Origin of the sequence: Sphingobium sp. S6 (assembly GCF_905120495.1) — a bacterium.
Classification (GTDB): Bacteria; Pseudomonadota; Alphaproteobacteria; order Sphingomonadales; family Sphingomonadaceae; genus Sphingobium; species Sphingobium agri.
The window spans coordinates 106,058-131,894 of sequence record NZ_CAJHOG010000003.1 but is presented as its reverse complement, the minus strand read 5'-3'; the positions used below and the strand labels follow the sequence as shown (position 1 = coordinate 131,894).

24 protein-coding genes, 1 tRNA gene and 1 pseudogene are annotated in these 25,837 nt (G+C 62.2%); 10 read left to right on the top strand and 16 right to left on the bottom strand.

Going from position 1 to position 25,837, the window contains the following annotated elements; translation table 11 throughout:
* From egtB to gluQRS, 4 genes are all read right to left on the bottom strand, one after another.
* Complete coding sequence (gene egtB, locus SPHS8_RS11350; RefSeq protein ID WP_201515623.1) at positions 1–1,269, bottom strand: ergothioneine biosynthesis protein EgtB; 1,269 nt, start codon at positions 1,267–1,269, stop codon at positions 1–3.
* A gap of 93 nt (positions 1,270–1,362) precedes the next feature.
* Entirely contained in the window at positions 1,363–1,932 is a 570-nt protein-coding gene (locus SPHS8_RS11345; RefSeq protein ID WP_201515622.1) for a cob(I)yrinic acid a,c-diamide adenosyltransferase, read from the bottom strand.
* A gap of 7 nt (positions 1,933–1,939) precedes the next feature.
* Positions 1,940–2,173: a twin transmembrane helix small protein gene (locus tag SPHS8_RS11340; protein ID WP_097092341.1), complete on the bottom strand. Its 234-nt coding sequence runs from the start codon at positions 2,171–2,173 to the stop codon at positions 1,940–1,942.
* Positions 2,174–2,182: 9 nt separating this feature from the next.
* On the bottom strand, positions 2,183–3,094 hold the full coding sequence (gluQRS, locus tag SPHS8_RS11335) for a tRNA glutamyl-Q(34) synthetase GluQRS (protein WP_201515621.1): 912 nt from the start codon (positions 3,092–3,094) through the stop codon (positions 2,183–2,185).
* Positions 3,095–3,189: 95 nt separating this feature from the next.
* On the opposite strand from gluQRS, the gene SPHS8_RS11330 reads away from it, so the two are divergent.
* Entirely contained in the window at positions 3,190–3,756 is a 567-nt protein-coding gene (locus SPHS8_RS11330; protein ID WP_097092339.1) for an HNH endonuclease, read from the top strand.
* 30 nt (positions 3,757–3,786) lie between these two features.
* Here SPHS8_RS11330 and SPHS8_RS11325 read toward each other — a convergent pair whose 3' ends face one another.
* Positions 3,787–4,521: a Crp/Fnr family transcriptional regulator gene (locus tag SPHS8_RS11325; protein WP_097092895.1), complete on the bottom strand. Its 735-nt coding sequence runs from the start codon at positions 4,519–4,521 to the stop codon at positions 3,787–3,789.
* Between the two features lie 215 nt (positions 4,522–4,736).
* Here SPHS8_RS11325 and murA point away from each other — a divergent pair, with 215 nt between their 5' ends.
* Together murA and SPHS8_RS11315 are read left to right on the top strand one after the other, a co-directional pair.
* Positions 4,737–6,020: a UDP-N-acetylglucosamine 1-carboxyvinyltransferase gene (gene murA / locus SPHS8_RS11320; RefSeq protein ID WP_097092338.1), complete on the top strand. Its 1,284-nt coding sequence runs from the start codon at positions 4,737–4,739 to the stop codon at positions 6,018–6,020.
* Positions 6,013–7,536, top strand: coding sequence for a sensor histidine kinase (locus SPHS8_RS11315; protein ID WP_201515620.1), 1,524 nt, complete (start codon positions 6,013–6,015; stop codon positions 7,534–7,536). Before murA ends, SPHS8_RS11315 begins: the two co-directional genes overlap by 8 nt.
* On the opposite strand, the gene SPHS8_RS11310 is transcribed toward SPHS8_RS11315, so the two are convergent.
* The 3 genes from SPHS8_RS11310 to SPHS8_RS11300 form a co-directional block, all read right to left on the bottom strand.
* Positions 7,481–7,918, bottom strand: a complete 438-nt coding sequence (locus tag SPHS8_RS11310; protein ID WP_201515619.1) for a response regulator — start codon at positions 7,916–7,918, stop codon at positions 7,481–7,483. The genes SPHS8_RS11315 and SPHS8_RS11310 overlap by 56 nt on opposite strands.
* 68 nt (positions 7,919–7,986) lie before the next feature.
* Complete coding sequence (locus SPHS8_RS11305; RefSeq protein ID WP_097092335.1) at positions 7,987–8,214, bottom strand: DUF2188 domain-containing protein; 228 nt, start codon at positions 8,212–8,214, stop codon at positions 7,987–7,989.
* 4 nt (positions 8,215–8,218) lie between these two features.
* Positions 8,219–8,836: a DNA-3-methyladenine glycosylase family protein gene (locus tag SPHS8_RS11300; protein WP_201515618.1), complete on the bottom strand. Its 618-nt coding sequence runs from the start codon at positions 8,834–8,836 to the stop codon at positions 8,219–8,221.
* A 77-nt stretch (positions 8,837–8,913) separates the two neighbouring features.
* Between SPHS8_RS11300 and SPHS8_RS11295 the strand changes: the two genes are divergently transcribed.
* Positions 8,914–9,231 (top strand): 2Fe-2S iron-sulfur cluster-binding protein, encoded by a 318-nt coding sequence (locus tag SPHS8_RS11295; RefSeq protein WP_097092333.1) that lies wholly within the window; start codon positions 8,914–8,916, stop codon positions 9,229–9,231.
* A gap of 21 nt (positions 9,232–9,252) precedes the next feature.
* Here SPHS8_RS11295 and SPHS8_RS11290 read toward each other — a convergent pair whose 3' ends face one another.
* Positions 9,253–9,987: a hypothetical protein gene (locus tag SPHS8_RS11290; RefSeq protein ID WP_201515617.1), complete on the bottom strand. Its 735-nt coding sequence runs from the start codon at positions 9,985–9,987 to the stop codon at positions 9,253–9,255.
* 48 nt (positions 9,988–10,035) lie between these two features.
* Entirely contained in the window at positions 10,036–10,776 is a 741-nt protein-coding gene (gene rlmB / locus SPHS8_RS11285) for a 23S rRNA (guanosine(2251)-2'-O)-methyltransferase RlmB (protein WP_201515616.1), read from the bottom strand.
* Positions 10,777–10,882: 106 nt separating this feature from the next.
* On the opposite strand from rlmB, the gene SPHS8_RS11280 reads away from it, so the two are divergent.
* From SPHS8_RS11280 to SPHS8_RS11265, 4 genes are all read left to right on the top strand, one after another.
* Positions 10,883–10,969: transfer RNA gene (locus tag SPHS8_RS11280), tRNA-Tyr, on the top strand.
* Positions 10,970–11,081: 112 nt separating this feature from the next.
* A complete protein-coding gene (locus SPHS8_RS11275) occupies positions 11,082–11,402 on the top strand; it encodes a DMT family transporter (protein WP_097092331.1) in 321 nt (106 codons plus the stop codon).
* A 70-nt stretch (positions 11,403–11,472) separates the two neighbouring features.
* Positions 11,473–13,749 carry a glycoside hydrolase family 3 N-terminal domain-containing protein gene (locus SPHS8_RS11270; RefSeq protein ID WP_201515615.1) on the top strand — a complete coding sequence of 759 codons (2,277 nt, stop codon included), beginning with the start codon at positions 11,473–11,475 and terminating at the stop codon, positions 13,747–13,749.
* Between the two features lie 295 nt (positions 13,750–14,044).
* Positions 14,045–15,913: an ABC-F family ATP-binding cassette domain-containing protein gene (locus SPHS8_RS11265; RefSeq protein WP_201515614.1), complete on the top strand. Its 1,869-nt coding sequence runs from the start codon at positions 14,045–14,047 to the stop codon at positions 15,911–15,913.
* Between the two features lie 6 nt (positions 15,914–15,919).
* On the opposite strand, the gene SPHS8_RS11260 is transcribed toward SPHS8_RS11265, so the two are convergent.
* Together SPHS8_RS11260 and SPHS8_RS11255 are read right to left on the bottom strand one after the other, a co-directional pair.
* Complete coding sequence (locus tag SPHS8_RS11260; RefSeq protein ID WP_201515613.1) at positions 15,920–16,366, bottom strand: nuclear transport factor 2 family protein; 447 nt, start codon at positions 16,364–16,366, stop codon at positions 15,920–15,922.
* 265 nt (positions 16,367–16,631) lie between these two features.
* Positions 16,632–17,936, bottom strand: a complete 1,305-nt coding sequence (locus tag SPHS8_RS11255) for an NtaA/DmoA family FMN-dependent monooxygenase (RefSeq protein WP_201515612.1) — start codon at positions 17,934–17,936, stop codon at positions 16,632–16,634.
* 307 nt (positions 17,937–18,243) lie between these two features.
* Between SPHS8_RS11255 and SPHS8_RS11250 the strand changes: the two genes are divergently transcribed.
* A complete protein-coding gene (locus tag SPHS8_RS11250) occupies positions 18,244–19,095 on the top strand; it encodes an SDR family NAD(P)-dependent oxidoreductase (protein ID WP_201515611.1) in 852 nt (283 codons plus the stop codon).
* Between the two features lie 69 nt (positions 19,096–19,164).
* On the opposite strand, the gene SPHS8_RS11245 is transcribed toward SPHS8_RS11250, so the two are convergent.
* The 4 genes and pseudogenes from SPHS8_RS11245 to SPHS8_RS11230 all read right to left on the bottom strand — a co-directional run bounded on the left by SPHS8_RS11245 (position 19,165) and on the right by SPHS8_RS11230 (position 24,451).
* The gene (locus SPHS8_RS11245) at positions 19,165–20,505 is read right to left on the bottom strand and encodes an HlyD family type I secretion periplasmic adaptor subunit (protein WP_201515610.1); all 1,341 of its coding nucleotides are present in this window, start codon (positions 20,503–20,505) and stop codon (positions 19,165–19,167) included.
* A gap of 1 nt (position 20,506) precedes the next feature.
* Positions 20,507–22,264 (bottom strand): type I secretion system permease/ATPase, encoded by a 1,758-nt coding sequence (locus tag SPHS8_RS11240; protein WP_236575103.1) that lies wholly within the window; start codon positions 22,262–22,264, stop codon positions 20,507–20,509.
* Between the two features lie 397 nt (positions 22,265–22,661).
* Positions 22,662–23,385, bottom strand: a pseudogene (locus SPHS8_RS20665) (IS6 family transposase).
* Between the two features lie 124 nt (positions 23,386–23,509).
* The gene (locus SPHS8_RS11230; protein ID WP_201515608.1) at positions 23,510–24,451 is read right to left on the bottom strand and encodes a Coq4 family protein; all 942 of its coding nucleotides are present in this window, start codon (positions 24,449–24,451) and stop codon (positions 23,510–23,512) included.
* A 275-nt stretch (positions 24,452–24,726) separates the two neighbouring features.
* Here SPHS8_RS11230 and SPHS8_RS11225 point away from each other — a divergent pair, with 275 nt between their 5' ends.
* Positions 24,727–25,650, top strand: a complete 924-nt coding sequence (locus tag SPHS8_RS11225; RefSeq protein ID WP_201515607.1) for a LysR family transcriptional regulator — start codon at positions 24,727–24,729, stop codon at positions 25,648–25,650.
* The last annotated feature ends 187 nt before the right edge of the window (positions 25,651–25,837 follow it).

Genomic DNA, 25,837 nt, shown 5'->3' with positions numbered 1-25,837 from the left:
CTAGAGATCCTTGGCCAGGCGCAGGCCAGTGAACTGCCAGCGTTGATGGGGGTAGAAGAAATTCCGGTAGCTCGGCCGCACATGCCCGCGCGGGGTGGCGCAACTGCCGCCCTTCAGGACGAACTGCCCGGCCATGAACTTGCCATTATATTCGCCTGCCGCGCCCTCATTGGGGCGGAAGCCGGGGTAAGGGCGATAGCCACTGCCGGTCCATTCCCACACATCGCCGAACATCTGGGTAAGCGAGGCGCGGCCGTCCGTGGCTTGGGGGCGGGGACATTCAGCGCCGTCGAGTTGATTGCCGCTGGTCGGTGCGACATTCAGCGCGCCGCTTTCCCACTCCTCTTCCGTCGGCAGTCGCGCGCCGGCCCAGCGGGCATAGGCATCGGCCTCATAGAAGCTGATGTGACAGACCGGCGCGGCGGGGTTAACCGGTTTACGGCCGTCCAAACCGAAGCGGGTCCAGCCTTGAGCATCGTGGCGCCAGTAGAGCGGCGCTTCCACGCGCTCCGCCTGAACCCATGTCCAACCGTCCGAAAGCCAGTGCGCGGGATCGCGGTAGCCGCCATCCTCGATGAAGGCGATCCATTCGCTGTTCGTGACCGGCCGGTGGGCCAGCGCATGCGGGTGGAGAAGCGCCTTGTGCCGTGGCCCCTCGCAATCGAAGGCAAAATCGCCTTTGCCATCGTCGCCTATTTCAACAAGGCCCTGGCGTCCTTCGATCCAGTGGATGGACCCCGGAAGCGCCGCTGGCTTGGACCTTGGTGTTTCAAACAAGGCGGGTTCCAGCGGGTTTAGCGAAAAGAGGTGCTGCATGTCCGTCAGCATCAATTCCTGATGCTGCTGCTCATGATGAAGGCCGAGGAGGGCGAGCGACTGCGCGGATGAGGTAAGGGTAGGGAGGACCGCCAGCAGCGCTTCATCGACATGGGCCCGGTAAGCGAGAATATCCGCAAGCGGCGGGCGGGTCAGCATGCCGCGCAGCGGGCGGGCCTGGCGGGGGCCTTCCGCTTCATAATAGCTGTTGAACAGGAACGCATAGTGCGGATCGAACGGACGATAGCCCGGCACATGGTCGCGCAAGACGAAGGTTTCGAAGAACCAGCTCGTATGCGCCAGATGCCATTTGGCTGGGGAAGCGTCCGGCATGGACTGGACGGTCGCATCGGCATCCGACAGCGGGGCGCACAGCGCTTCACTCAGCGCGCGCACGTCGCGATAGTGTTGCGTCAGATCATGCTGACCCGGTGCGACCCGGCTTTTCGCCATGCTGGCCCCTTCCCATAGGCTTGTGCTGCAATCGCAAAAACAAGCGCATGGGAGGCGATTTCGGTTCCGCTGGGCGGCGGAGCTTCTTTGAAGCTAGCGCGAGGCGCCGGGCACCCACTTCACATCGGCCGCGCCATTGCCGTTGAGGCGGCGAGCCATGACGAACAGCAGGTCCGACAGGCGATTGAGATAGGCGAGGGCCTGAGGATTGAGCGCGACCTCCGCCGCAGCCGCCGTGGCGCTGCGTTCGGCCCGGCGCGTGATGGCGCGGGCGAGATGGACGGCGGCGGAAGCGGGCGAGCCGCCGGGCAGGATGAAGCTGTCGAGCGGCTGCAAATCGGCGTTCATCGCATCGATCTGGTCTTCCAGCCGCTTCACCTGGGTGGCGACGATGCGCAGCGCCCAAGGTTCGTCCTCCCCCTCCGGCACTGGCGTGGCGAGATCTGCGCCGAGGTCGAAAAGATCATTCTGGATCGTCGTCAGCCAATCCGCTTCGGGCGCTGTGCCGATAGCGAGAATGGCGAGGCCGATCGCGCTGTTGGCTTCATCGACATCGCCGACCGCCTGCATGCGCGGCGCATGCTTGGGCAGGCGCGATCCATCCACAAGGCCGGTGGTCCCCGCATCGCCGGTGCGGGTGTAGATCTTGTTCAGCTTCACCATCGGCGGATCAGCCGTTGCCCTTCATCAGCAGCAGGATGGCCACGATGATGACGGCCGCCGCCTGAAACAGGATGCGGTTCATCATCATCTTGTTCTGCTTCAGGCTGGAAGGGCTGGGCGTGCCGTCCGGCGCGTTCAGCTGCTCCTTGGTCGTCTGCAGAAAGGCGATGATGCCCCGGACGAGCGCAAAAAGCGTCGCTGCCATGGCAAGGACAAGCGCGATGACGAGAATGATGTTCATGGCCTGAATCTAGGCCTTGGCCAGTGAAATGCCAACCGGAAAGCGACCGCCGCGCAGATCGGCGGCAAGAACTGCGGGATCGGTGCCCTGCCCGCGCAGGTCCGCCAGGGCGATCGATCCATCGCGCTTGGCCAGGCGCTTGCCGTCGGCGCCGACGAGCAGCGGATGGTGGCAGTAAACGGGTGTCGGCAGGTCGAGCAGCGCCTGAAGCAGCCGGTGGACATGCGTCGCGGCAAACAGGTCATCCCCGCGCAGCACATGGGTGACGCCCATGGCCGCATCGTCGAGGGTGCAGGACAGATGATAGCTGGCGGGCGCATCCTTGCGCGCGAGGACCACGTCGCCTGCGGTCTGGGGCTCCGCCTCGATCATCCATCCATCCCCGGCACTCAGCCCGAGCGGGGGGAAGGGAGCGGACTTCCAATGCAATTCACCTGTAGTCGCAATCGCCTTGGCCATATCCAGCCGCCACGCATGGGGTTCGCCTGCCGCAACCCGCCGTTCCCGTTCGGGCGAAGGCAATGCGCGACAGGTGCCCGGGTACACAGGCCCCTCCGGCCCATGCGGCGCACTGGCGCTGGCGGCTATGTCGGCGCGCGTGCAGAAACAGGGATAGAGAAGGTCCATGTGCCGCAATCTCTCCAGCGCCGCGTCATAAAGGTCGAGCCGCTCCGATTGAAAGACCAACTCGCCGTCCCACGTCACCCCCAACCAGTTGAGGTCCTCCCTTATGCCCGCGACATGCTCCGGCCGGCTGCGCGTGCCATCGATATCTTCGATCCGAAGCCGAAATAAGCCGCCATTTGCGCGGGCAAAATCCATCGCCAGCAATGCCGACCAGCCATGGCCGACATGCAGCTTGCCGGTGGGGCTGGGGGCGAAGCGCGTTACCACATGCTGTGGCGGGGAGGATTGGATCATACAGGCCCTTGACGGGTCGGGGTGGTTAATGCTGTCATGTTGCCGTCACGTTCCTGATCGATCAGGATCTGGCAATTGGGGGTTCGAGGGTTCTTATGTACCATCCCGACCTGATACGACATCCGGAAAACTGTCCGGCGCTGGTCCTGAACGCTGATTATACGCCGTTAAGCTATTATCCGCTGAGCCTCTGGCCATGGCAAACCGCTATCAAGGCGGTTTTTTTGGAGCGGGTGGACATCGTCGCCAATTATGAGCGGGAGGTGCACAGCCCCAGCCTGCAGATGAAGATCCCGTCGGTGATCGCGCTCAAGCAATATGTGAAGCCGTCCGAACACCCCGCCTTCACCCGGTTCAACCTGTTCTTGCGGGATCGCTTCGCCTGCCAATATTGCGGATCGCCGCACGATCTGACCTTTGACCATGTCATTCCGCGCCGGGCAGGTGGCCGTACGACTTGGGAAAATGTCGCCACGGCCTGTTCACCCTGCAATCTCAAGAAAGGCGGCCGCACGCCAAGGGAAGCGGGCATGCGGCTGCATGTCGAGCCGATCCGGCCGACCAGCTGGCAGTTGCAGGAACATGGCCGGGCCTTTCCGCCCAACTATCTGCACGAAAGCTGGCACGACTGGCTCTATTGGGACGTCGAACTGCTCGCCTGATGCTTGGCCCGCCGGGTCGCCAAGAGCCGGTCAGATGTAACCAGGCAGCCAGTCGAGATCCACATCCTTGTGCCTGTTCGTGTAGTGGCCGATCTCTTCCAGCCGCTGCATATCGAGCAGGGTGATGCGACCATTCGCGCGGCTGATCAGACCTTCCTGTTCCATCTGCCGCACCATCCGGTTCACATGGACGGAGGTCAGGCCGATCGCGTCGCCAATCTCCTCTTGCGTCAGTTTGAGGTCGAAGCTGTCGGTGACACCGTCATCGGTAACGCGCAGCCGGTCGAAAATGTCGAGCAGGAAGGACGCGACCCGCGCCTTGGCCGACGTGCGGCCCAAGGACGCGAGCCGGTCGGTCAGCGCCACCCTTTCCGTGTTGGACAGCAGGAACAACAGGGCTGCGACCCGCGGATATTCCTCCAGCAACCGGCGCAAGGCATGCTTGTCGAAAGGGCAGACGATCGCGTCGGAAAGCGCCACCAGTGATTCGGGCGCCTTGCTGTAGATGGTGCTGGCGGAGCCGATGAAATCGCCGGGGAAATAGACCCTCAGGATCTGCCGGCTGCCATCGGGCAGGATGACGAAACTCATCACCCGTCCCTCGCGCAACACGAACAATTCGGTCACCGTTTCATTGACGCGCTGAATCATCGCCCCGCGCTTCACCTTGCGCGGATTTTCCTCAAGTCTGGTAAGTGCGTTCTTTTCCTCGTCGGACAATGGCACATGCTTTGCGAGCCTGTCCGCGAAACAACCTGTCGCCACCCAAAGCACCTTTTATCAAATTTGTCGTTACGGTGGCAAAACGCCCCTTACGTCTTTTGGCTGCATTTTGGGCCCGCGCACTAAACTCGATCAATTTCGTTGGCCCGAAAGTGCAAATGTTTCCCCAGCGTATCCCAACGATCACATGCGGCTGCTTGGGCACGCTGGTCGCTCCCGCCTTGCGCCGAACGCAATTAACGTTAAGAACCCAGCCGATGGACCGCATTCATATTCGCGGCGGCAAAGTGCTGAGCGGCCGCCTTCCCATCTCCGGTGCGAAGAACGCCGCGCTGACATTGCTGCCTTGCGCATTGCTGACCGATGAACCGGTGACGCTGCGCAACCTGCCCCGTCTGGCGGACGTCGACAGTTTCGGTCATTTGCTGAACCAGCTTGGCGTATCGACGATGATCGAAGGCGCGCGGCCGGAGGATTTCGGGCGGGTCATGACCATGCGCGCGGGCCGGGTCACATCGACCGAGGCGCCCTACGACATCGTGCGCAAGATGCGGGCGTCCATTCTGGTGCTCGGCCCCCTGCTCGCGCGTGCGGGCGAAGCGCGGGTTTCGCTGCCCGGCGGCTGCGCCATCGGCAACCGCCCGATCGACCTGCACCTGAAGGCACTGGAGGCTTTCGGTGCGGTGATCGAGATCAACGCGGGTTATGTGCGCGCCTCCGCACCTGATGGCGGCCTGCCCGGTGGCATCTATACTTTCCCTGTGGTGTCCGTTGGCGCGACCGAAAATGCCGTCATGGCGGCGGTGCTCGCAAAGGGAACCTGCGTCCTTGAAAATGCCGCGCGCGAGCCAGAGATCGTCGATCTTTGCAAATTGCTGATCGCCATGGGCGCGGATATCGAAGGGGTCGGGACCGACAAGCTGATCATCCATGGCCGGGACCGGCTGCATGGCGCGACCTACAGCGTCATGCCGGACCGCATCGAGGCAGGCAGCTACGCCTGCGCGGCGGCGATCACCGGGGGCTCGCTTGAACTGGCCGGGGCCTGTGCCGACGACATGCATGCCATCCTGGCCGCCCTGCGCGACGCGGGTGTCCAGGTCGATGAGCTGAAGAACGGCATCAGGGTTTCGGCAGACAGCAAGCTCAAGCCGCTGACCTTGTCCACCGCGCCTTTCCCCGCCTTCCCGACCGACATGCAGGCCCAGTTCATGGCGATGCTGACGAAGGCGGACGGCGCGTCCGTCCTGACCGAGACGATCTTCGAAAACCGCTACATGCACGTGCCTGAACTGGCTCGCATGGGGGCGGATATCGGCGTGAACGGCCGCACGGCCGTGGTGCGCGGCGTGGATCGTCTGGTCGGCGCGCCGGTGATGGCAACGGATTTGCGCGCTTCCATGAGCCTGATCCTCGCCGGGCTCGCGGCGGAAGGGGAGACGCAGGTCAACCGCGTCTATCATCTCGATCGCGGCTATGAGCGGCTGGAGGAAAAATTGTCAGCCGTCGGCGCGGACATCGAACGGGTCAGCGATGGCTGACGGCACAGGGCTGGAGACGGATCGGGCGGCCTTGCTGGCGCGCTATGATCTGGATGCCGGCGGCTTTCGCACGCTGGACCAGATCACCGACTTCGCCGCTGCGCTTTGCGAGGCGCCGATCGCGCTCGTCAGCATCGTTGAGGAAGAGCGTCAGCGCTTCCTTGCGCGCACGGGCCTTGATGCCGAAGAGACGTCGCGCGACGTGTCCTTCTGCGCCCATGCCATGCACGGCAGCGACATTTTCGTGGTGCAGGATGCCAGCGCCGATCCGCGCTTTGCGGAAAATCCGCTCGTCACGAGCGCACCGCACATCCGTTTCTATGCTGGAGCGCCGTTGTTGAATGGAGAGGGAGTGCCGCTGGGCTCGCTCTGCGTCATCGATGACAAGCCAAGGGAGGACCTGACGCCGGTTCAGCGGCAGGGCCTGTTCCTGCTGGCGCGCCAGGTGATGGTGGAGCTGGAGGGGCGGCGGCGCGATCAGGACATCATCGCCCGCCAGGTCAAGGATGCGGAGGCTGTGGCGGAGAGCGACCGGCTCTTCCGCACCCTGGCCGATACCATGCCGCAAATGGTCTGGTCGACGCTGCCGGACGGCTATCATGATTATTATAACGCCCGTTGGTATGAATATACCGGCGTGTCCGATGGCGCGACGGATGGCGATGGCTGGAACGGCACCTTCCACCCGGACGATCAGGAGCGGGCATGGCAGCGGTGGCGGCATTCGCTGAAAACCGGCGAGCCCTATGAGATAGAATATCGGCTGCTCCATCATAGCGGCGAATATCGGTGGACCTTGGGCCGGGCGCTGCCCATCCGCGATGGTGAAGGCAGGATCACGCGCTGGATCGGCACCTGCACCGAAATTCACGAACAGAAGCTGATGATGGAGGAGCGTGAGATCATCGCGCACGAACTTTCCCATCGGATCAAGAATATCTTTTCCGTGATCGCGGGCCTGATCGGTTTGTCGGCGCGTCAGAACCCCGCAATCCGGGTGGCGGCGGATGATCTGCGGGACCGGATCATGGCTCTTGGCCGGGCGCATGATTTCATCAGGCCGCACAGCATCGAAACCGGCGAAGACATGCAGCAGGGGCGGCTGCACGGCATATTGGAGCAGATCTTCGCGCCCTATAATGACGCTGGTGGAAACCGCATCATCCTGTCCGGCGAGAATCCAGCGATCGATGATCGATCCGCCACGCCGCTTGCGCTGCTGTTCCACGAACTCGCGACCAATGCGGCCAAATATGGCGCGCTGTCGGTGTCGCAGGGGCAAGTGCGCATCGATGTCCAGCGCGAGGGCGCAGACATCTGCATCGAATGGCGGGAAGAAGGCGGTCCACCAGTAAAGCCGTCAGACCGCGAGGGCTTTGGCAGCCGCCTCATGCAGCTAAGTGCTGAGCGGCAACTGGGCGGACGCATGGAGCGCGACTGGCGGCCCGAGGGCCTTCGTATCAGCCTGCGGATTCCATTCCGCTCCATGAGCCGGGCGAAAGTCGAAATGGCGTAAAGCCGAAAATCTCGGCTGTTTCGAGGTCCCTTTGTTCCGACGCGGCGAGGCGTAGCGTTTCGGCGATACTATGGGCGCGAAACGGCTTGGTTATCACGCCAAGGGCCGCTTCGGCAGCGGCGCCGATCTGAGCCGGGTTGGCGGTGACGTAGATCACCTGGACGCCATATTGAGCGGCAAGCTCCAACCCGATGCCAGGGCCGGTCGGCCCGTCGCGCAGGTTGAGATCGACGAGCGCGATGTCGCAATCATTGGCGGCAATGAGCGCGCTTTCGCGATCAGCGGCAATCGCGCTGACCGCAAAACCTGCGTCTTCGACGATCTGCTCGATCTCGAGTGCGACGAAAATTTCGTCTTCGACGATTAAGACCTTCTTACTCATGCCTCAGCCCGCGGAACTGGAGCCGACAATGTCCAAACCGCCATCTGGTTCCCAAAATCCGAAAATTTTCAAGCCGTCTCGTCAGGCTGATTGGTCCAGAGCGTCTCGAACTTGGTCCCCTGCATCAGCAGCACGCTGGCGGTATAGCCGCCGTCGCCAGCCTTTCGCGCCGTATCGGTGGCGTTCTCGACTGCGGCTTCACGGGTGGCGAATGGGCCATAATAGCGGTTGTCGAGATTGATCTTCCAGACGCCCTCATGTTCCAGGACGATGTAGCGGGCATGGGGCAGGGACATGAGCTTAGAGAACCTCCGTATTATAATGATGCCAGGCCATGATCGCGGCAGCGCCCCTGTGGGGCCGCCATGCTTCGGCAAGGGCGCGGGTTTGCCGCTCGCTCGGCCGTTCGGGCAGGCCGAGGATGCGGCCCACCTCGATCTGCACGGCAAGATCGCCAGCGGGCCAGACATCGGGTCGCCCTTCGGCGAACAGCAGGTAGATTTCGGCTGACCAGCGCCCGATGCCCTTCACCTGGGTAAGGAGCGCGATCGCCTCTTCGTCATCCTCCGGCAGGGCATGCAGGTCGATCTGCCCGCTCGTGACCAGTTCAGCGAGGCTCCGGGCATAGCCCTGTTTCTGGCGCGACAGGCCGCAGGCGCGCAGTGCGTCGAAATCGCGGGAGAGCAGCTGGTCCGGCGCGCACCCCTCGCCAAGCTCCGCCTCCAGCTTGCGCCAGACGGCTGCCGCCGCCGCGACGCTCACCTGCTGGCCGACGATGGTGCGCAGCAGCGTCTCATAGCCGGGCTCCCGCACGCGGGGCAGGGGATAGCCGACGCGCGCCAGGGCAGCGGCAAAGCCGGGTTCGAGGACGGCGATCGCGTCCAGGCTGTCGCGCAGCTGCTCAGGGGTGGTGACCATGCTCTGCTTGTTTCCGGCTCTTGATTTATCGGCTCCCCCGCCTATGAGCGGCGGTGGAAATTTTAGGATCGAGGTACATGCCTAAACTGATAGTGGTCAACCGTGCGGGTGAAGAGCAGGCTGTCGAGGGCGACAGCGGCCTGTCCGTGATGGAAGTCATCCGCGACAATGGCTTTGACGAGCTGCTGGCGCTGTGCGGCGGTTGCTGCTCCTGCGCGACCTGCCATGTCTATGTCGATCCCGCCTTCGCAGACAAGCTGCCGGCGCTGAGCGAAGACGAAAACGACCTGCTCGACAGTTCGGATCATCGCAACGAAAGCAGCCGCCTGTCGTGCCAGCTGGTGATGAACGAGGATCTGGACGGTCTGCGCGTCACCATCGCGCCGGAAGACTGATCCTTCTCATCCGGGCGCCCATCACTGGTTGACGCGCAGCGTCGCCATGGGCGCCTCGCTGGTGAGCGGCGTGATCCGCCAGACGATCCGCCTGCCGCCTGCGATGGTCTGCGCGCCGTCTTCCTGATTCTGGCTGACGATTTCGGCGTCGGTGGTCAGCGTGAAGTGGCCGTCGAGCGCCTTTGCCGCATCCTCTCCAGGCCCGCTTTGCCCCATCGGCTCACGGCTCTTGTCGAAGCCGTTGGAATAGCCCGGAGCCTTCACCCGCACCCTGTCGCCGCCGCGCAGCTCGACCGCCACGAAGGGCAGGACGATTTCCGCGTCGCTGTTGAAGGGGAAGAGGAAGCTGTGGGTCAGCCGCCCGCTGATCGCATAGTCGATCTCGAAGCGGTGATTGCCCATGTAGCGGGCGAAACGAAATCCCTTCTCCTTGGACAGGGCGGCGGCGATCGCCTGCATCTGCGCCTCGTCGCCGGATGCGCCGCCTGCGCCAAATCCTTCTTCATGGCCCTTCTGCATCGCCGTCTTGTGAAGGGCGCTATCCTTCTTTTCCGGCGCGCCATCGCCAATGGAATCCCCACTGGAGGAGCCGAACCCCTTCATGTCGGACGATATGATCTCACCCTTATAGGTGAAGCTGAACTGCCGGTCCGCGCGGATGTCCAGGGTGGATTCGAACTTGCCCGGCGTGACCAGGCAGGCGCCCAGCAGCAGGCAGCAGGCAAGTGCGCTGGCGGCGCGAAGAAAAACAGCCATGTCGTCCCCCCATTTCCGGCGCTGCATCATCAGCGCAGCCTTGCCCTGCTACCGGCTTGCGGCGGCGTACAGGGCGATGGCAGCCGCGTTGGAGACATTGAGGCTCTCCATGCGCGGGCTGATCGGCAGTTTAGCCAAAATATCGCAATGGGCCATGCTGTTGTGACGCAGCCCTTCGCCCTCCGCACCGAGCACCAGCGCGACGCGCGATTCGCCGATCGCCTCGCCCAATGTGGTATCCGCCTCGCCATCCAGGCCGATGCGCCAATATCCCGCCTCGGCAATCTCATCGAGCGCGCGGGCGAGGTTCACCACGCGCACCCACGGCACGATCTCCAGCGCGCCGGACGCAGACCGGGCCAACACACCCGACTCCGGCGGCGCATGCCTGTCCTGCGTCACGATGCAAAGCGCGTCGAATGCCGCCGCCGACCGCAGGATCGCGCCGACATTATGGGGATCGGTGACTTGATCGAGAACCAGCACGGGCCGCTTGTCGTCCTGTCCAGCCTCCAAGACATCGCCCAGCCACACATCATCTAGCGGCTCGACTTCCGCGACGATCCCCTGATGGGGCGCATCGGAGGGCACCATGCGGCCAAGGTCGGCCACATCGGCATAGACGATGGGCAGCACCGGCGGCAGGTCGAGCGCATTCAGCGCGTCGCGCGTGCCCCAGATTTTCCGGACCACCCGGTTGGGATTGGCCAGGGCCGCGATGACGGCGTGCCGTCCGTAGAAGCGGGGAAAGTTGCCTTTGGGCTTAGCGCCGCGATGTCCTTTTTTCATGGAAGCGCTCTTTTCACATCCGGCCATTGACAGGCAAGCCTCCATTCGCCATTGAGCGCGCCTCCAGCGCGGTAAAAGGCAGTTTTGCCTGCCGCGTCAGGGCACTGGACAGGTGGCCGAGTGGTTAAAGGCAGCAGACTGTAAATCTGCCCGGGTTTCCCGTACGCTGGTTCGAATCCAGCCCTGTCCACCACCCTTTGGCTTTGGCCTTCGGGTATCTGCCCCCTTCCGGCGCGCCGCCTCTTTCGGGTTTCCGGCCTGCGCGCTTCCCATTCGAGCCCGTCTGAAAAGAAGGACCGCTCGTCATGGCGTGGCTTGTGCTTGGCATTGCTGTATTCACCGAAATCTGTTGGGCGCTCAGCCTCAAATGGGCGGCAACCATCGGCAGCTGGCAGGCGTCGTCCGTGCCGATCGCCTTGAGCTTCCTGAACATGGGCCTGCTTGCCCTGGCGATGAAGGGACTGCCCGCCGGGACCGCCTATGCGATCTGGACCGGCCTTGGCGCTGTCGGCGTCATCATTGGCGGCATGATCCTGTTCGGCGACCGCATCGCGCCGGTGCAGGCCGGTTTCATGGCGCTGATCGTCATTGGCGTCATGGGGACGAAGCTGTTCGCCCCCGGCTGATCGCGCGGCGGCACCATATGGCGGAGCCGGGCGTTGGCCCCGCACCAATCATCCGTTACGCTGCCGTGCAATGACCATCGATCGTCGCGCCTTCCTGGCTGCCGCTCTATCCGGCTCCTTCGCCTTTCCATTTGCTCGCCGGGCGCTCGCCGCGACGGAGGTCGAACGCGTCGACGCGCTGATCGCCCGGATGACCGTCGAGGAAAAGGCGGGGCAGATGACCTGCCTTACCGACAGCTTCCGGCCCTATAATCCGCCCAATCCGCAGGTCGGCATCCAGGATGAGAAGCGGCTTGCCGAAGAGGTGCGCAAGGGCCGGGTAGGCTGTCTGTTCAACGGCATCGGCGTGGCAGGCGCGCGCCGTGCGCAAGAGATCGCCGTCAAGGAAAGCCGCCTTGGCATTCCCTTGCTGCTGGCGGGTGATGTCATCCACGGGCTCAAGACCATTTTTCCCGTGCCCTTGGCCGAGGCCGCGAGCTTCGACCCGGCGCTGGCCGAACGCACCGCGCGCGCCATGGCGCAGGAGGCAAGCGCGGCCGGGCTGCACCTCACCTTCGCGCCCATGGTCGATGTGGCGCGGGACCAGCGCTGGGGCCGTGTTGTCGAAGGTTCCGGGGAGGATGTCTATCTCGGTAGCCTGTTCGCCGCTGCCCGCGTGCGCGGATTTCAGGGGCGCGACCTGCGCCGGGACGATTCGCTTCTGGCGTGTCCCAAGCATTTCGCCGCCTATGGCGCGGTCGCGGCTGGCCTTGAATATGGCAGCGTCGATATTTCCGAAGAGACGCTGCGCGAAACCCATCTGCCGCCCTTCGGCTCTGCCTTTGCGGCTGGCGCGCTTACCACCATGGCGGCCTTCAGCGAGATCAATGGCGTCCCCGCCACCGCCGACCGGGAATTGCTGACCGACTTGCTGCGTGGCGAGATGAAGTTTCGCGGCTTTGTCTTTTCCGACTATACCGCCGACGAAGAACTGATCGCGCATGGCTTTGCCGAGGATGAGCGCGATGCCGCGCGCCTGGCGGTGCTGGCTGGCGTCGACATGTCGATGCAAAGCGGCCTGTATATCCGCCATTTGCCCGATCTGGTGAAGAGCGGCGCTGTGCCAATGGGTACGATCGACGTTGCCGTGCGCCGCATCCTCTATGTGAAGATGGCGATAGGTTTGTTCGACAATCCTTACCGCTCCATCAGCGAAGAGGCGGAGCGGACCCGCATCGCCACGCCCGCACGTCATGCCCTGGCGCGGGAAGCCGCCGGGCGGTCAATCGTTCTTCTCCAGAATAGCGGCGTCCTCCCGCTCGATCCCGCCAAGCGCCAGAAGATCGCGCTGATCGGCCCCTTTGGCGAAGACCGGGACAATCTCTACGGCCCCTGGGCATTTTACGGGGAGAAGGGCAAGGGCGTCGACATCGCCGCCGGGCTGCGCGCCGCCATGCCCGATCCTGCCCTGCTCAGCATCGCAAAGGGATGCGACATCATGACGCCGATCGACGGCGGGATCGCGCAGGCGGTGGAGGCGGCCAAGGCAGCGGACATCGTGCTGCTCGCGCTCGGCGAATCGCAGGACATGTCCGGCGAGGCGCAGTCGCGCACCGTCATCGAATTGCCTCCGCCGCAACAGATGCTGGCCGACGCGGTGGCTGCCACCGGCAAGCCTGTCGTCATTCTGCTGCGCCACGGCCGCGCTTTGGCGCTGCACGGGTCGGTCGCGAGTGCGCAGGCTGTCCTCGCCACCTGGTTCCTGGGATCGGAAGCGGGCCATGCCATCGCCGACATCCTGTTCGGCCGGGTCGATCCGTCCGCCAAGCTGCCGGTCAGCTTCCCGTGGGAATCGGGACAGGAGCCCTTCTTCTACGACCGCAAGTCCACCGGCCGCCCCGTGGTTGACAACCGCACCGAATATCGCGCGCGCTACATGACCACGGACAACAGCGCCCGCTATCCCTTCGGCCATGGCCTCAGCTACACCAGATTCGCGCTGGAGAATCTCAAGCTGTCTGACACCGCCTTGCGCTGGGATCGGGCGATAGAGGTGACGGCCCGGCTGACGAACAAGGGGGACCGGCGGGGCAGCGAAGTCGTGCAACTCTACATCCGCGATCGCGTGGCGAGCCGCACCCGCCCCGTGCGCGAACTCAAGCGCATCGAACGCGTCACGCTTGATCCCGGAGAGAGCAGGACGGTGCGCTTCTCCCTGTCCCGCGCCGACCTGCAATTTGTCGGATCGGGCAACCGCATCATCGCGGAGCCCGGCCTGTTCGACCTGTGGCTCGGACAATCGTCGGAGGGTGGGCTCCACGCCCAGTTCACCCTCTATGCGGAGGCAGCCGCGCCCGCGTCCGCCTGATAAGCCTGCCATCTCCGCGAAGGCCGAACAGGCACCGCGCGCTCCAACTCGCTTTCCTACAAGGGCGGGTCCATGGCATGATGCCACTGGCTCTTTCCCACCGTGAACCTTCCCCGCCCCATGGGTCCGGGGCGTCATTTCGCAAAAATTTTCCTATTGCGAAATCGACGCCACCCGTCCGTACTCACGCAAATGCGTCGGCCACAACGGTGTGAACTTCGCAACGTCCTGCGTGACTGCAAAACTCCCCGCCTGCACCTTCACCACTCCGCGCGGCTCTGCTAGAGGGCGTCCCATGCTGAATCTCAGGGATATCACCGTGCGGCTGGGTGGCCGTACCATCATCGACCGCGCCAGTGCCGCGCTGCCGCCGCGCAGCCGCGTCGGCCTGATCGGCCGCAACGGCGCGGGCAAGTCCACGCTGATGAAGGTGATGATCGGGCAACTCGATCCCGACGATGGCGGTTGTGAGATGCCCCGCGACACGCGCCTTGGCTATATCGCGCAGGAAGCGCCCGCCGGGACGGCGACCCCCTTCGAAACCGTGCTCGAAGCCGACAAGGAACGCGCCGCCCTGATGGCGGAAAGCGAAACCACGCAGGACCCGGACCGGCTCGGCCATATCTATGAGCGGCTGACGACGATCGACGCCTATACCGCGCCTGCCCGTGCCGCGCGCATTCTGGTGGGCCTAGGCTTCGACGAAGAAATGCAGGGGCGCCCGCTCGACAGCTATTCGGGTGGCTGGAAAATGCGTGTCGCGCTCGCCGCGCTGCTTTTTTCCGAGCCCGACCTGCTGCTGCTCGACGAACCCAGCAACCACCTCGATCTTGAAGCGACGATGTGGCTGGAAAGCTTCCTCAAAAATTATCGCGGCACCGTGGTCGTGATCAGCCACGAGCGTGACCTGCTGAACAATGTCGTCGACCATATCCTGCATCTGGAAGGCGGGAAGGTGACGCTCTATCCCGGCGGTTATGACGCGTTCGAGCGGCAGCGTGCCGAACGGCTGGCGCAGCAGGAAGCGGCCCGCGCCCGGCAGCAGGCGGAGCGCGAGAAGTTGCAGGACTATATCGCCCGCAACTCCGCCCGCGCCTCGACCGCCAAGCAAGCCCAGTCGCGGGCCAAGGCGCTGGCAAGGATGCAGCCGATCGCCGCCGCGATCGAAGACCCCACCCTGTCCTTCGCCTTTCCCAGCCCGCCCGAACTGCGCCCGCCGCTGATCACCATGGACATGGCGGCGGTCGGCTATGGCGACACGCCAGTGCTGCGCCGGGTGAACCTGCGCATCGACCCTGATGACCGGTTGGCGCTGCTTGGCCGCAACGGCAACGGCAAGACGACGCTTGCGCGCCTGATCGCGGCGCAGCTCGCGCCGATGGAAGGGTCGATGAACAGCTCGGCCAAGATGAATGTCGGCTATTTCACCCAATATCAGGTGGAGGAACTCGACATCGCCGACACGCCGCTTCAGCACATGACGCGCGTGATGAAAGGCGCGACGCCGGGCGCGGTGCGCGCGCAGCTTGGCCGTTTCGGCTTTTCCGGCGAGCGGGCGACGCAGCAGGTCGGCTCCATGTCTGGTGGCGAGCGCGCACGGCTGGCGCTGGCGCTGATCACGCGCGATGCGCCGCACCTCCTGATCCTCGACGAACCGACCAACCACCTCGACGTCGACAGCCGCGAGGCGCTGGTGCAGGCGCTCAATGAATATTCGGGCGCCGTCGTCATCGTCAGCCACGATCGCCACATGATCGAACTGGTGGCTGATCGCCTGGTCCTGGTGGACGGCGGCACGGCGCAGCCGTTCGACGGCAGTCTGGACGATTATACCGACATCATATTGCGCAAGACAGATGGCGGCGGCAGCGGCGGGGACGCGCCCAAGGCGGATCGCAAGGCGGAAAAGCGCAACGCAGCCGAATGGCGCGAAAAGCAGAAGAGCCTCAAGGCAGTGGTCAGCAAGGCGGAAAAGGAGATGGCAACGCTCTCCGCCGAACGCAGCCGGATTGATCAGGCGCTGTTCGATCCCAAGGCGGCGACGGGTGCCGAGGCGAAGATGACGACGACCGACCTCATGGTGCGCCGCGCCTCGATCGAGAAGAAGCTGGAGGCGATCGAGGAAAGCTGGATTGAAGCCAGCGCGGCGCTGGAGGAGCTGTAAGGGCCGTCAGCCCGCGTCGATGCGCAGGCGCGTCAGGCGGATTTCGCTGATGCGCCAGCCATCGGCCAGCCGCACATAGCGCTCATGATAATGGCCGTAGCCATGCATCCAGCGGAAGGGCAGGGGTGAACCTTCCTGAACCCACAGCTTGTCCTCCATCGCGCAGATGCCGCTGGCCTGCGTGTCCGTTTCGATGTGGATTTCGGGCATATGGCCGTGGTGCACGGTTGTGACCTTCTCCAGCATCGGCGCCAGGCGCGCCACATAGGGCGCAGCGCCGTGGATCAGCATGCTCTCGTCCCGTTCCCCTGCGGCGTCGCGGAAATCTGCGACTAGGTCGGGCGCGAAGACCGCCTCCAGGGCGGGCCAATCCTTGTTGTCCATGGAGCGGAAGTAGCGTGCTTTCAGGGCATATATCGCCAAGGTCGCTACGATCTTGTCGGTTTCAGTCACGCATTCCTCCCGCACCGGCCTAGATTTGTCGACCGTTTGCGAGAACCCTAACGCAGCGGGTGCCGCGTTCCAAGCAAGGCTTTTCCCGAAAGATGGGGTCGTGAAAATCGTCCTGCCGCTTCGTGACATCGGACAGCGGCGGGGATTTCCGCTGGGACCAGCACATGCCAAAAACAACTGGAGCGCGCCGCTATGTGCGGGCGCGCTCCAACTTTGAGATATAAGGAGCGGCGCGGAGCAACCGTACCGCTCCACGCCAGTCGCTTCAGAATTCGCGCAGGATCTCGCGCAGCGTCGTGCCCTCATATTCGGTGCGCACCGCACCTGCCCTCTGCAGGGCAGGGATGACGCCGTTGACGAGGTCTGGCAGCTGGCGGTTGTAGCCCGATCCTTCGATCAGGAAGCCGTCGCCGCCCACTTCGTCCATCACCGCCATCATCTTTTCGGCAACCTGCTCGACGGTGCCGCTGAAGTCCATGCCGCTCGCACCCTTGCCCGCGGAGAACAGGTCGCGCAGGGACTTGCCCTCTTCGCGGCCCGCCTTCTTCATATATTCAAGGGCACTGGTGTGGCCGCCAGCAGTAATGTCCTGCGGCACCGGCGCATCCACGTCATATTGGGAGAAGTCGACGTCCAGCGAAGAGGATGCCATTACGATATTATGCTCGAACGCCGACTGCTTTTCGGCCTCGGTCATTTCCGGCCGCTCTCCACCTTCGGGGAAAATTTCCACCGGCGTCAGGAAGAAGACCTTGATGTCGTCAGGATTGCGCCCCTGCTTTTCAGCGCGGTCACGGATTTCCTGGCGATATGCCTTCATACCCGGAACGCCGCCTGTCATCATGCCCAGCACGACTTCGGCGTTCTTCGATGAAAACTGCTTTCCGCGTTCGGAAGCGCCCGCTTGCGCGAGAACGGGATAGCCCTGCGGCGATCGCAGCGTGTTCAGCGGACCGCGCGAACGGAAATGCTTGCCCTCGAAATTGACGGTGTGAACCTTTTTGTGGTCGACATAGACGCCTGTCTCAGTATCCGCGACCAGCGCGCCTTCTTCCCAGCTATCCCACAGTTTCTTGCACAATTCGACGAACTCATCGGCAATGTCATAGCGCTCGTTGGGCGGCAGAAGCTTGTCCATGCCAAAGTTCATGGCGGCATTCCGCTCGCTGGACGTGACCATGTTCCACCCGGCGCGTCCTTTGGTCAGGGAGTCGATCGTAGAAAGCAGCCGGGCGAGCAGGTAGGGCGGGTAGAAAGTGGTTGAAGCCGTCGCGATCAGGCCGATGTGCGACGTATCCTGCGCCATCAGAGGCAGCAGCGGCAGCGGATCGAGCTTGGGTGAAAGCGTCGCGTTCTTGAGGTCGAGTTCCATGGAGTTGGCGTAACGATCGCCGACGATCAGGCTGTCCTCGAAGAAGACGAAGTCGAACTTCGCTGCCTCCAGCATCTTGGCCAGCTCTTTATGGTAGGACCCGTCCGCCCATTGCGAGCCGAATTCCTTGCCGTCACCCGGCCATGAGGTGGCGCCGAACTTGGTGAAATAGCCAAGGTGGAATTTCGTGTGGGCCATAGCCTGATACTCTCTCTAAAGGTTTCTCTCATTGCGTCTCAATGGTGCGATGTAGCCGCGACTCCGGCAGCTTCTCCTTCAAAGCCGCGTCCGGGAAGCGCGCGACTGCCGACCCACCGGTCCCTAATAGTTGACAATGATCAACCTTTGTCAAGTGGCAGAAGCGTTTCGGTTCGACAGCGTTACAAAAAGGATCGGGTGAATTGCTCGTGCGTCGGCTGGCCTTGCTTTGGCTTGCCAGGGCACCGATTTGCAGGAACAACGACGGGCAAAATCTGCCCCCCTACGATCATCAGGAGCTTTGGCCATGCGTAAGGTTGCAATGGTGACCGGTGCCACTCGCGGCATTGGCAAGGCGGCCGCACTGGAACTAGCAAGGAGCGGCTTTGCCGTCGCGGTGACCGGCCGCACCCTGCGCGAGGGGGAGGGGCGGCTGGCGAGCCCCGGCGGTTCGGAGGCTATCAAAGTGCCCGGCAGCATCGAAGCAACCGTGCGCGAAATAGAGGCCGCGAGCGGCGAAGCGCTGGGAATACAGATGGATATATTGGACCGAGTATCCATCGATGCTGCGGTAGATGCCGTCCTCGCCAAATGGGGCAGGATCGACGGGCTTTTCAATAACGCGCTCTTTCAATCTCCCGCCATCACGTCGCCCATTTCCGCGATCGATGCGGACATTGCGGAGACGGCCATGCGCGGGCTGATGGTCAATCAAATGCACATCACGCAGCGGGTGCTGGACCCCATGCTGAAACAAGGCGGCGGCCGGATCGTCTTCATCACCAGCGGCGCGGGCAGCATGCTGTGCGAACGAAAACTCAGCGAGGGCGGTTGGGGCATGTTGTACGCCGCGGGAAAAGCGGCATTCAGCAAACTCGCGGAGTTTGTCGATCTGGAATATCGGGACCAGGGCATTGCGAGCTTCCACATACAGCCCGGCCTCACCATCACCGAAGCCATGACTGCGCAATATGGCGAAGCCGCCAAGGGTTTTGGCGGCGGACTGCCGTCTTACACCCCCGCCGACACCGGACGCACGGTCGCCTGGATGATCGCTTCGCCCGACGCGCCAGCCTATGCCGGACCCACGCTGTACCAATCCTCTACCTTCTTTGAAGATAATGGCATCGTTCCGCGCTTCCCGGCCACCGGCATCTGATCTGGTAGCCGCCTCAAACCGTCAGCCTCTGCCATCTATGATGCGCCGCCGAGACCTTCTGGCTTCTGCTCACTCGTCCCGGAATGCCCTTGCGAACTGATCCCGTAGCGGTTTCGTGAGGTAAGAGATCATCGTCCGGTTTCCGGTTTCGATGAACAGCTCCGCAGGCATGCCGGGCTTCAGCTTCAGCTCGGGATATTTCTTCAATTGCGCCTCGTCTATCTCGACCCGCACGGGGTAGAAGCTCACCTGTCCTTGCGGGTCGGTGGCCCGGTCGGCCGCTACGAAGGTCACCTTGCCCCGAATTTCCGGCGACGCTGCATTGTTGAAGGCGGTGAAGCGGATGCGCGCGGCTTGGCCGACATGGACATGATCGATGTCAGCAGGGGAGACCGCTCCTTCGACCAGAGGCTGATCGCTGTCCGGCACGATTTCCATGATGACTTCGGCTGGTTTCACAACCCCGCCGATCGTGTTGAAGGCGAGCTTGTCGACCACGCCGCCATAGGGCGCGCGCACCACGCTGCGGTCCTGCGCGTCCAAGGCCGACACGCTGCGCATTTGCTGCTGGTTCAGCGCGGCGTTCAATTGCGCCAGGTCCGTCCCTGCCTGCGAGCGCCGGGTTGCGCCAAGCTGGATCATCTGCTCTTGCGCTTCGGTGATGCGCGCCTCGGTCTGGGCGATGCTGGCGCGCAAGGCGCCCACGCTACCCTGCAGGTCGACGGCGGTGCGTTCCAGCTGGTTCAATCTGCTGATCGTGACGAGGCCCTTGTCCCACAGCTGCCTTACGCCCTTGCGTTCCGGTTCGATCAGCACGGCCTGCTGCTCCAGCGCGCGGATTTGTGCCTGGTAACCACTTATCTGCTGCCGATGCTGGCGGATGCGCGCCTGTAGCTGGGCCGCTGTGCCAGCTTGCTCAGCCTGTCTGATCTGGAACAGCTTGGTCTCGTCAGCCATGGCTTGCCGCGCAGCAGCGTCACCGGGCGCCAACTCCTTGGGGAAGGTGATGGTGCTTGCGCCCAGCCGTTCTGCTTCCAGCCGGGCGCGCTGCGCCAGCATTTGATCGACGCTGAGGCTCGAATATTGCGCATCCGCTCCTGTCACGCGGTCGTCGAATCGCATCAGCACCTGTCCTTTTTGGACATGGGTGCCGTTGTCGACCAAGATGTCCTCGATCACGCCGCCTGCCGGATGCGCGATCTTCTTGATGTGCGACGCGAGCCCGATATGCCCTGACGCTATGACCGCGCCGCCGATGGGGATCAGCATGGCCGCCATGCCGAAGCCCAGGACGAGCACTGCAATGGCGATCAGGACGGCCTTCACCTTCTTCTGAACATGTTCAGCCGGATCATATGGGATCGCGGGTTGATCCAGGACCATGAGCCCGGCGGGGAGATTGGTTGTCATCCTATGGCTTTCCCACACTGGCGCCCTGCATCGCCACGACATTTTCCTGGCGCAGCTTAGGCTTCTGCCGCAAGCGCGCCATGATTTCGGCGGCCGGGCCAAATGTTTCCATTCGGCCGTTACGCATCAACAGGATGTGGCTGACCCGGCCTAATATATCGGCTCTGTGGGAAACCACGACCAGGATGCCCCCGCGCTCGCGCACCGATGCAATGGCGGCGGCCAGTGCGGCTTCGCCTTCGCTATCGAGGTTGGAATTGGGCTCGTCCAACAGCACGAAGAATGGATCGCCATAGAGCGCGCGCGCAAGGCCGATGCGCTGGCGCTGTCCGCCCGAGAGCGCTTCGCCATCCACCCCAACGCGGGTTTCATATCCCTGCGGAAGACGCGTGATCAGGTCGTGGACAGCCGCCGCTTTGGCCGCCGCCAAGATCGCCTCCGACGTTGCGGCCGGATCGAAGCGCGCGATATTTTCCGCGATGGTGCCATCCAGAAGCTCGACCGATTGCGGCAGGTAGCCCACCCATTCGCCGAAATGCTCGGCATCCCATTGGCCGATCGACGCGCCATCGAAGCGGATGGTCCCCTTGGCGGGGCGCCAGGCGCCGATCAGCGTGCGGCCGAGCGAAGACTTGCCCGCGCCGCTCGGGCCAACCACCGCGCAGGCATCGCCCGCGTTCAGCTGGAATGAGACGCCACTGACGGTCAACTGGCGACTGCCCGGCGGGAAAACGACCAGCTTTTCCACCTCCAGCTTCCGGTCGGGCCTGGGCAGACGCAGCGACACTGGCTGCGGCGCAGGTACACGCTTCAGCATCGCTGTCAGCGTAAGCCACCCAACGCGGGCGCTGATGAACCCCTTCCAATTTGCGATCGCCTGATCGACCGGCGCCAATGCGCGCGCGGACAGGATCGAGGAGGCGAAGATCACCCCGCCGCTTGCCTTGTCATCCAGCACCAGTAATGCGCCTACAGTCAGGATGAGCGACTGGAGCGCAAGCCGCAGCATCTTGGCTAACCCGCCCAATGCCGCGCTGGAACGCGCCAGCTTATTCTGCGCGGCTCCATAGGCGCTGTTCAACTGGGCCCAGCGCTGCTGCATGCGATCCCGCATGCCAAGTGCGGTCAGAAGTTCGACATGACGCAGATTCGTTTCGGCTGCCCCATTGCGGTAAGCCGACAGCTGCGAAAGCTGCTCGGCGGGCTGCTTCATGACGCGGTTGGTGATCAGCGTCAGCGAAAACAGCACGGCCGCTCCGATCAGCGTCGTTACGCCCAGCCACATATGGAGCGCGAACAACACGCCCAGGAAGAAGAGTATCCAGGGCAAATCGATCATCGCGACAGCGCCGCTCGACAAAAAGGCGCGCACATTTTCAAGGTCGCGCATCGGCCCCAGCCCGTCGCCCGGCAACTTCTGACCGGCAAGCGCCATTTGCGAAATCGCGCTCTGCACCCTGCCGGACAGCTGCTGCTCAACGGCATTGGCGACATCGGCCAGCATCCCGGCGCGCATATTCTCGAAGAAGCCCTGGAAGGCGTAGACGATCATCACCAGGATCGCGAGACCGGCTAATGTCGGGACGGATCGGCTCGGCAGAACCGAATCATACACCATCATCATGTACAAGGAGCCGCCAAGCAGCAGCACGTTCAGTATGGCACTGACGCACAGGACAATGATGAACACTTTCTTATAGTTACGGACGGCGTCCCACAACTCACCGTCACGTCCCCCGCCCGACATGAACACTTTCACACCCTCTCAGCGTGTTTCCGAATAGAAGAACTAGGCCATTTAGACATGACCGGGCAGATCCCGCCGTACCCCCCCGCCATGCCCAGCTCACCGCCGCCGCACTCGCCCCCGCGAGCTCAGCCTTACCCTAGTACCAAATGCCTTACGGCTGCTTACTGCATTTACGCAGATATGCCGCGCGGAAAGCGCGCAAGAACCGCCCCATGAATGGCCGATATGCAGGCCATCCCGGGCGCAGCACAATGCCGCTGAGGTGAAGCGTGACAAAATATGGATCAGGCCGCACGTGCGGCCCAGGCCTATCTGCTTTAGCGAAATCTTCCGGGGGCTGGCGGTGCTGTCAGACAAAGGCGAACCGCTCTCCACACGATGCACTTCGATCAGGGAGGGCAGGGGATCAGTTCATGGGAGACTGCCACTGGGCCAGTGCCGCCGAGCGTCTCTCCTTGTGAGTCTGTCGGTCGATGATGTGGCGTTCCAGTGACAAGTGGTTGTGGACGTTGGCGTGAACGGATGCGAACTCCTGTAGCCCTCTGATTTGTCTGAACTGCAGCAGCGCCGCCTCTTGTCGTCGAAAGGAGAGGTGACCGTTCTCGACTCGGCTGCTCGCCCCGACCGACCTCCTGCTTTGCCCAGATGTCCAACTCTCGCATTGCGGCGCAATAAGAGCGGAGGCGCTGAGCGGTGATCGCTTCAGGCGCTCCTTCCCGATTCAGCGCCTTCTTCATGAAGGTCAAGGCGGCGGCCTTATCGCGGGTCTTCGTGACATAGCTCTCCAAGATCTCGCCCATTTTTATTGACGGCGCGCCAGATGTAGACCATCGCGCCAGTCGCCTTCACGTACATTCCATTACGATGCCAGCGCCAGTGGCGAAACGCTCGCATGCGGTTGATCAGCCACCGGCGGATGTCGTCTGCAAACAGTGGGCCGACCTGTTCCGCCAGTAGCGCACCGTCTCGTGGCTGATGTCGATACCGCGCTCGAAGAGCAGATCTTGAAGTTGCGCAGCTGAGCGACAACGGACGTACATCATCACCGCAAGCCGAATCACCTCCGGCGAAGGGTTGAAGTAGCGGAACGGTTTGCCAACTCGGAGCGGCTCATGACACGAGTGTAGCAGCTGCTTCAGTCGCGTACTTTATTCTCACAGCGGCACCGAAGGTCTACGGAGCGCGTATTCGTGTAAAGGCGATAGTCAGGAAAAATGAAAATCGCCCTTACGAATCGATATATGACTTATATTATCATGTTGGACTAGATGACTTTTCCATTTCTCGTGCTCTTGCGCGTCGGTCGAGGGCCATCTGCTCTGTCTTAGTCTGACCTCCCTCCATAACTATGTCAGACCGGCGCTTGTATTCATCGAAATCAAGGTCCTTTGCACCCCGAATTTCTAGAATTTCACGCACTTCTTCAACAGGAAGGTGAAGGTAATCCTCGACTTTTTTGAGAAAATAGGGTCCGGACTGCCGACCCATTTCAACACCTTGCGTCATCAAATCCCAGAGCCAGGGGAACGCCGGTCCATAATGTAACGAGCTCCGCATAAAATAAGGGAACCACATGAACATGTTAGTTGTGCAGAGTTCGCGCGCGAGTTCGGGCTCAAAATACTTATAAAAGCTGCCAAAGTGAATCATATTTGGAATCGCTTCGCCGAGGTAGTCGAAACCCGCTCCTGTTAAAACGTGCATAAAATCATGGATTTCAACCTTGCGACGACGGAAATATTCAAAGTGATTTCTGATTGGAAAGGCGACACTCGCCATGGTATTGTCATACCCATACTTGTCGTAATGCTGGAAAACAACATTTCCAAAGGATCCTTCTGGGCATCCTTTGAGATCTGATGTTGTCCAATATGACATATAACGCTCATCCAAGAACCTCGCGAGTTCCGGCCAGTCGGCTGCCGCCTTTTCTAACTCGTTGCTAAGGAGGTTGGCGTCCTGAAGTTCCTCAGCCGCGCGGTTCAGCTCTGGAATGCCATTTGTGGAAGGCATGTCCAGCCCATTGCGACGGAGAGACTCGCGGACGGTCCATTCTCGAATTCTACTGTCATTCAACCATTTCGATGAACTGGTGAGATCGCTTGTTTGCGATATCGGCGTCTTGTAGCCATCTCTCATATATTCTTCGTAGAGAGCCTTGTTCTTTTCTACATTGATCGTTCGAGACTCAATCACAACCAGTCCTCCATCATGGTGTCGCAGTTACGCTGCGCGGGCTAACACATAGATGGTTGATTCTGGCGCCGGTGTCGAATGCCGTTTTGGCGAACCGATATGCCGCTGCGGCATCAACTTTCGCGTTTTCATACGCAGTTTCCTATTTGAGGCTGAAAGGAGATCCGTCCGATAGAGCTTTACCTACGCATGCTGGAGGCGATATCCTCCATCCTTGTTCGTCTTTCGGCAGGCGATCCTGCGTTGAAAGCCGATATTTGATTGAGGGGAAAAGGTTGGATCTCCGTCGTCTTCGCTATTTTGTCGCAGTGGCTGAACTTGGAAGCTTCCGGATGGCGGCCGAGCGGCTCCATGTTTCCCAGTCTGCGGTTTCGCGCCGGGTGCAAGAATTGGAACAAGAGGTCGGTCATGCTCTCCTCGATCGCAGTGGGCCACGTCCTCGGCTGCTCTTGGCAGGTGAGGTGCTTATGGGGCACGCCTTGGCTATATTCAGGGCCGTTGACGATGCCAGCCAGCATTTGGCCCGGTTTAGCAGTGGCCAAATAGGCCTTCTTCGTTTGGGAATGACACCGCTGACTGGCCAAATTGACTATGTCGTCGATGCAATCGGCCGCTTTCAGCGCGAACGGCCGGACGTACGACTGCAGCTGCAGCTGTTGGAGAGTTCGGACCTCTTGCGCGAAGCGGTCAGAAAGGGAGCGCTCGAGGCCGCAATAATTTATCGTGATGGTGTGGCGCTATCCGGTATGTGCGTCTTGCGGTCCTATGGTGCACTGCTTGCCGTAGGCGCATCTCACCGGCTAGCAAGTCGGTCAGAGGTGTCCCTGGCCGACTTGAAAGATGAAAATATCATCTCCTTTTCTCGTACGCTTGATCCGGCCACCTATGATCAACAAATAGCTGCCTTCCACCGCCATGGAGTGACACCCAATCTCGTGCATGAGCTAGCTTCGGAAGACGTGCGGCTATCGCTGGTTGCGGCGGGCCTTGGTGTTAGCATTGTAGGAGGCGCTGTTGTTGATCGCCCCACGCGCTCCGACGTCGTGTTTATTGGGGTAAACGGATTGGACCTTCGCCGTAAGTTGGCCTTGCTGTCTCAGCCGTCTATGCCTCTTCCTGCAGTCGAGGCATTCGCGAAGATTATTTCAGCGTGTGCAAGCAATGCTCAGCCTGAGCGACGCCGCGTGCGAGAAGCATAGGTGGCGGGCCTGCGTGTATGCCAATCCGTCACTTCCTGAAGTGCGCCGCTAGCGTTAACAGCCGCTCCTCGATCGTCACTCAATGACCATGGAAAATGCCGCGCACATCAGCGAACAGAAGTGGCCAACGCTCTTGCGCGGCGGCGCGTGGTTCAAGGTTCAATTGATATGCGGTGGCGGAAATGAA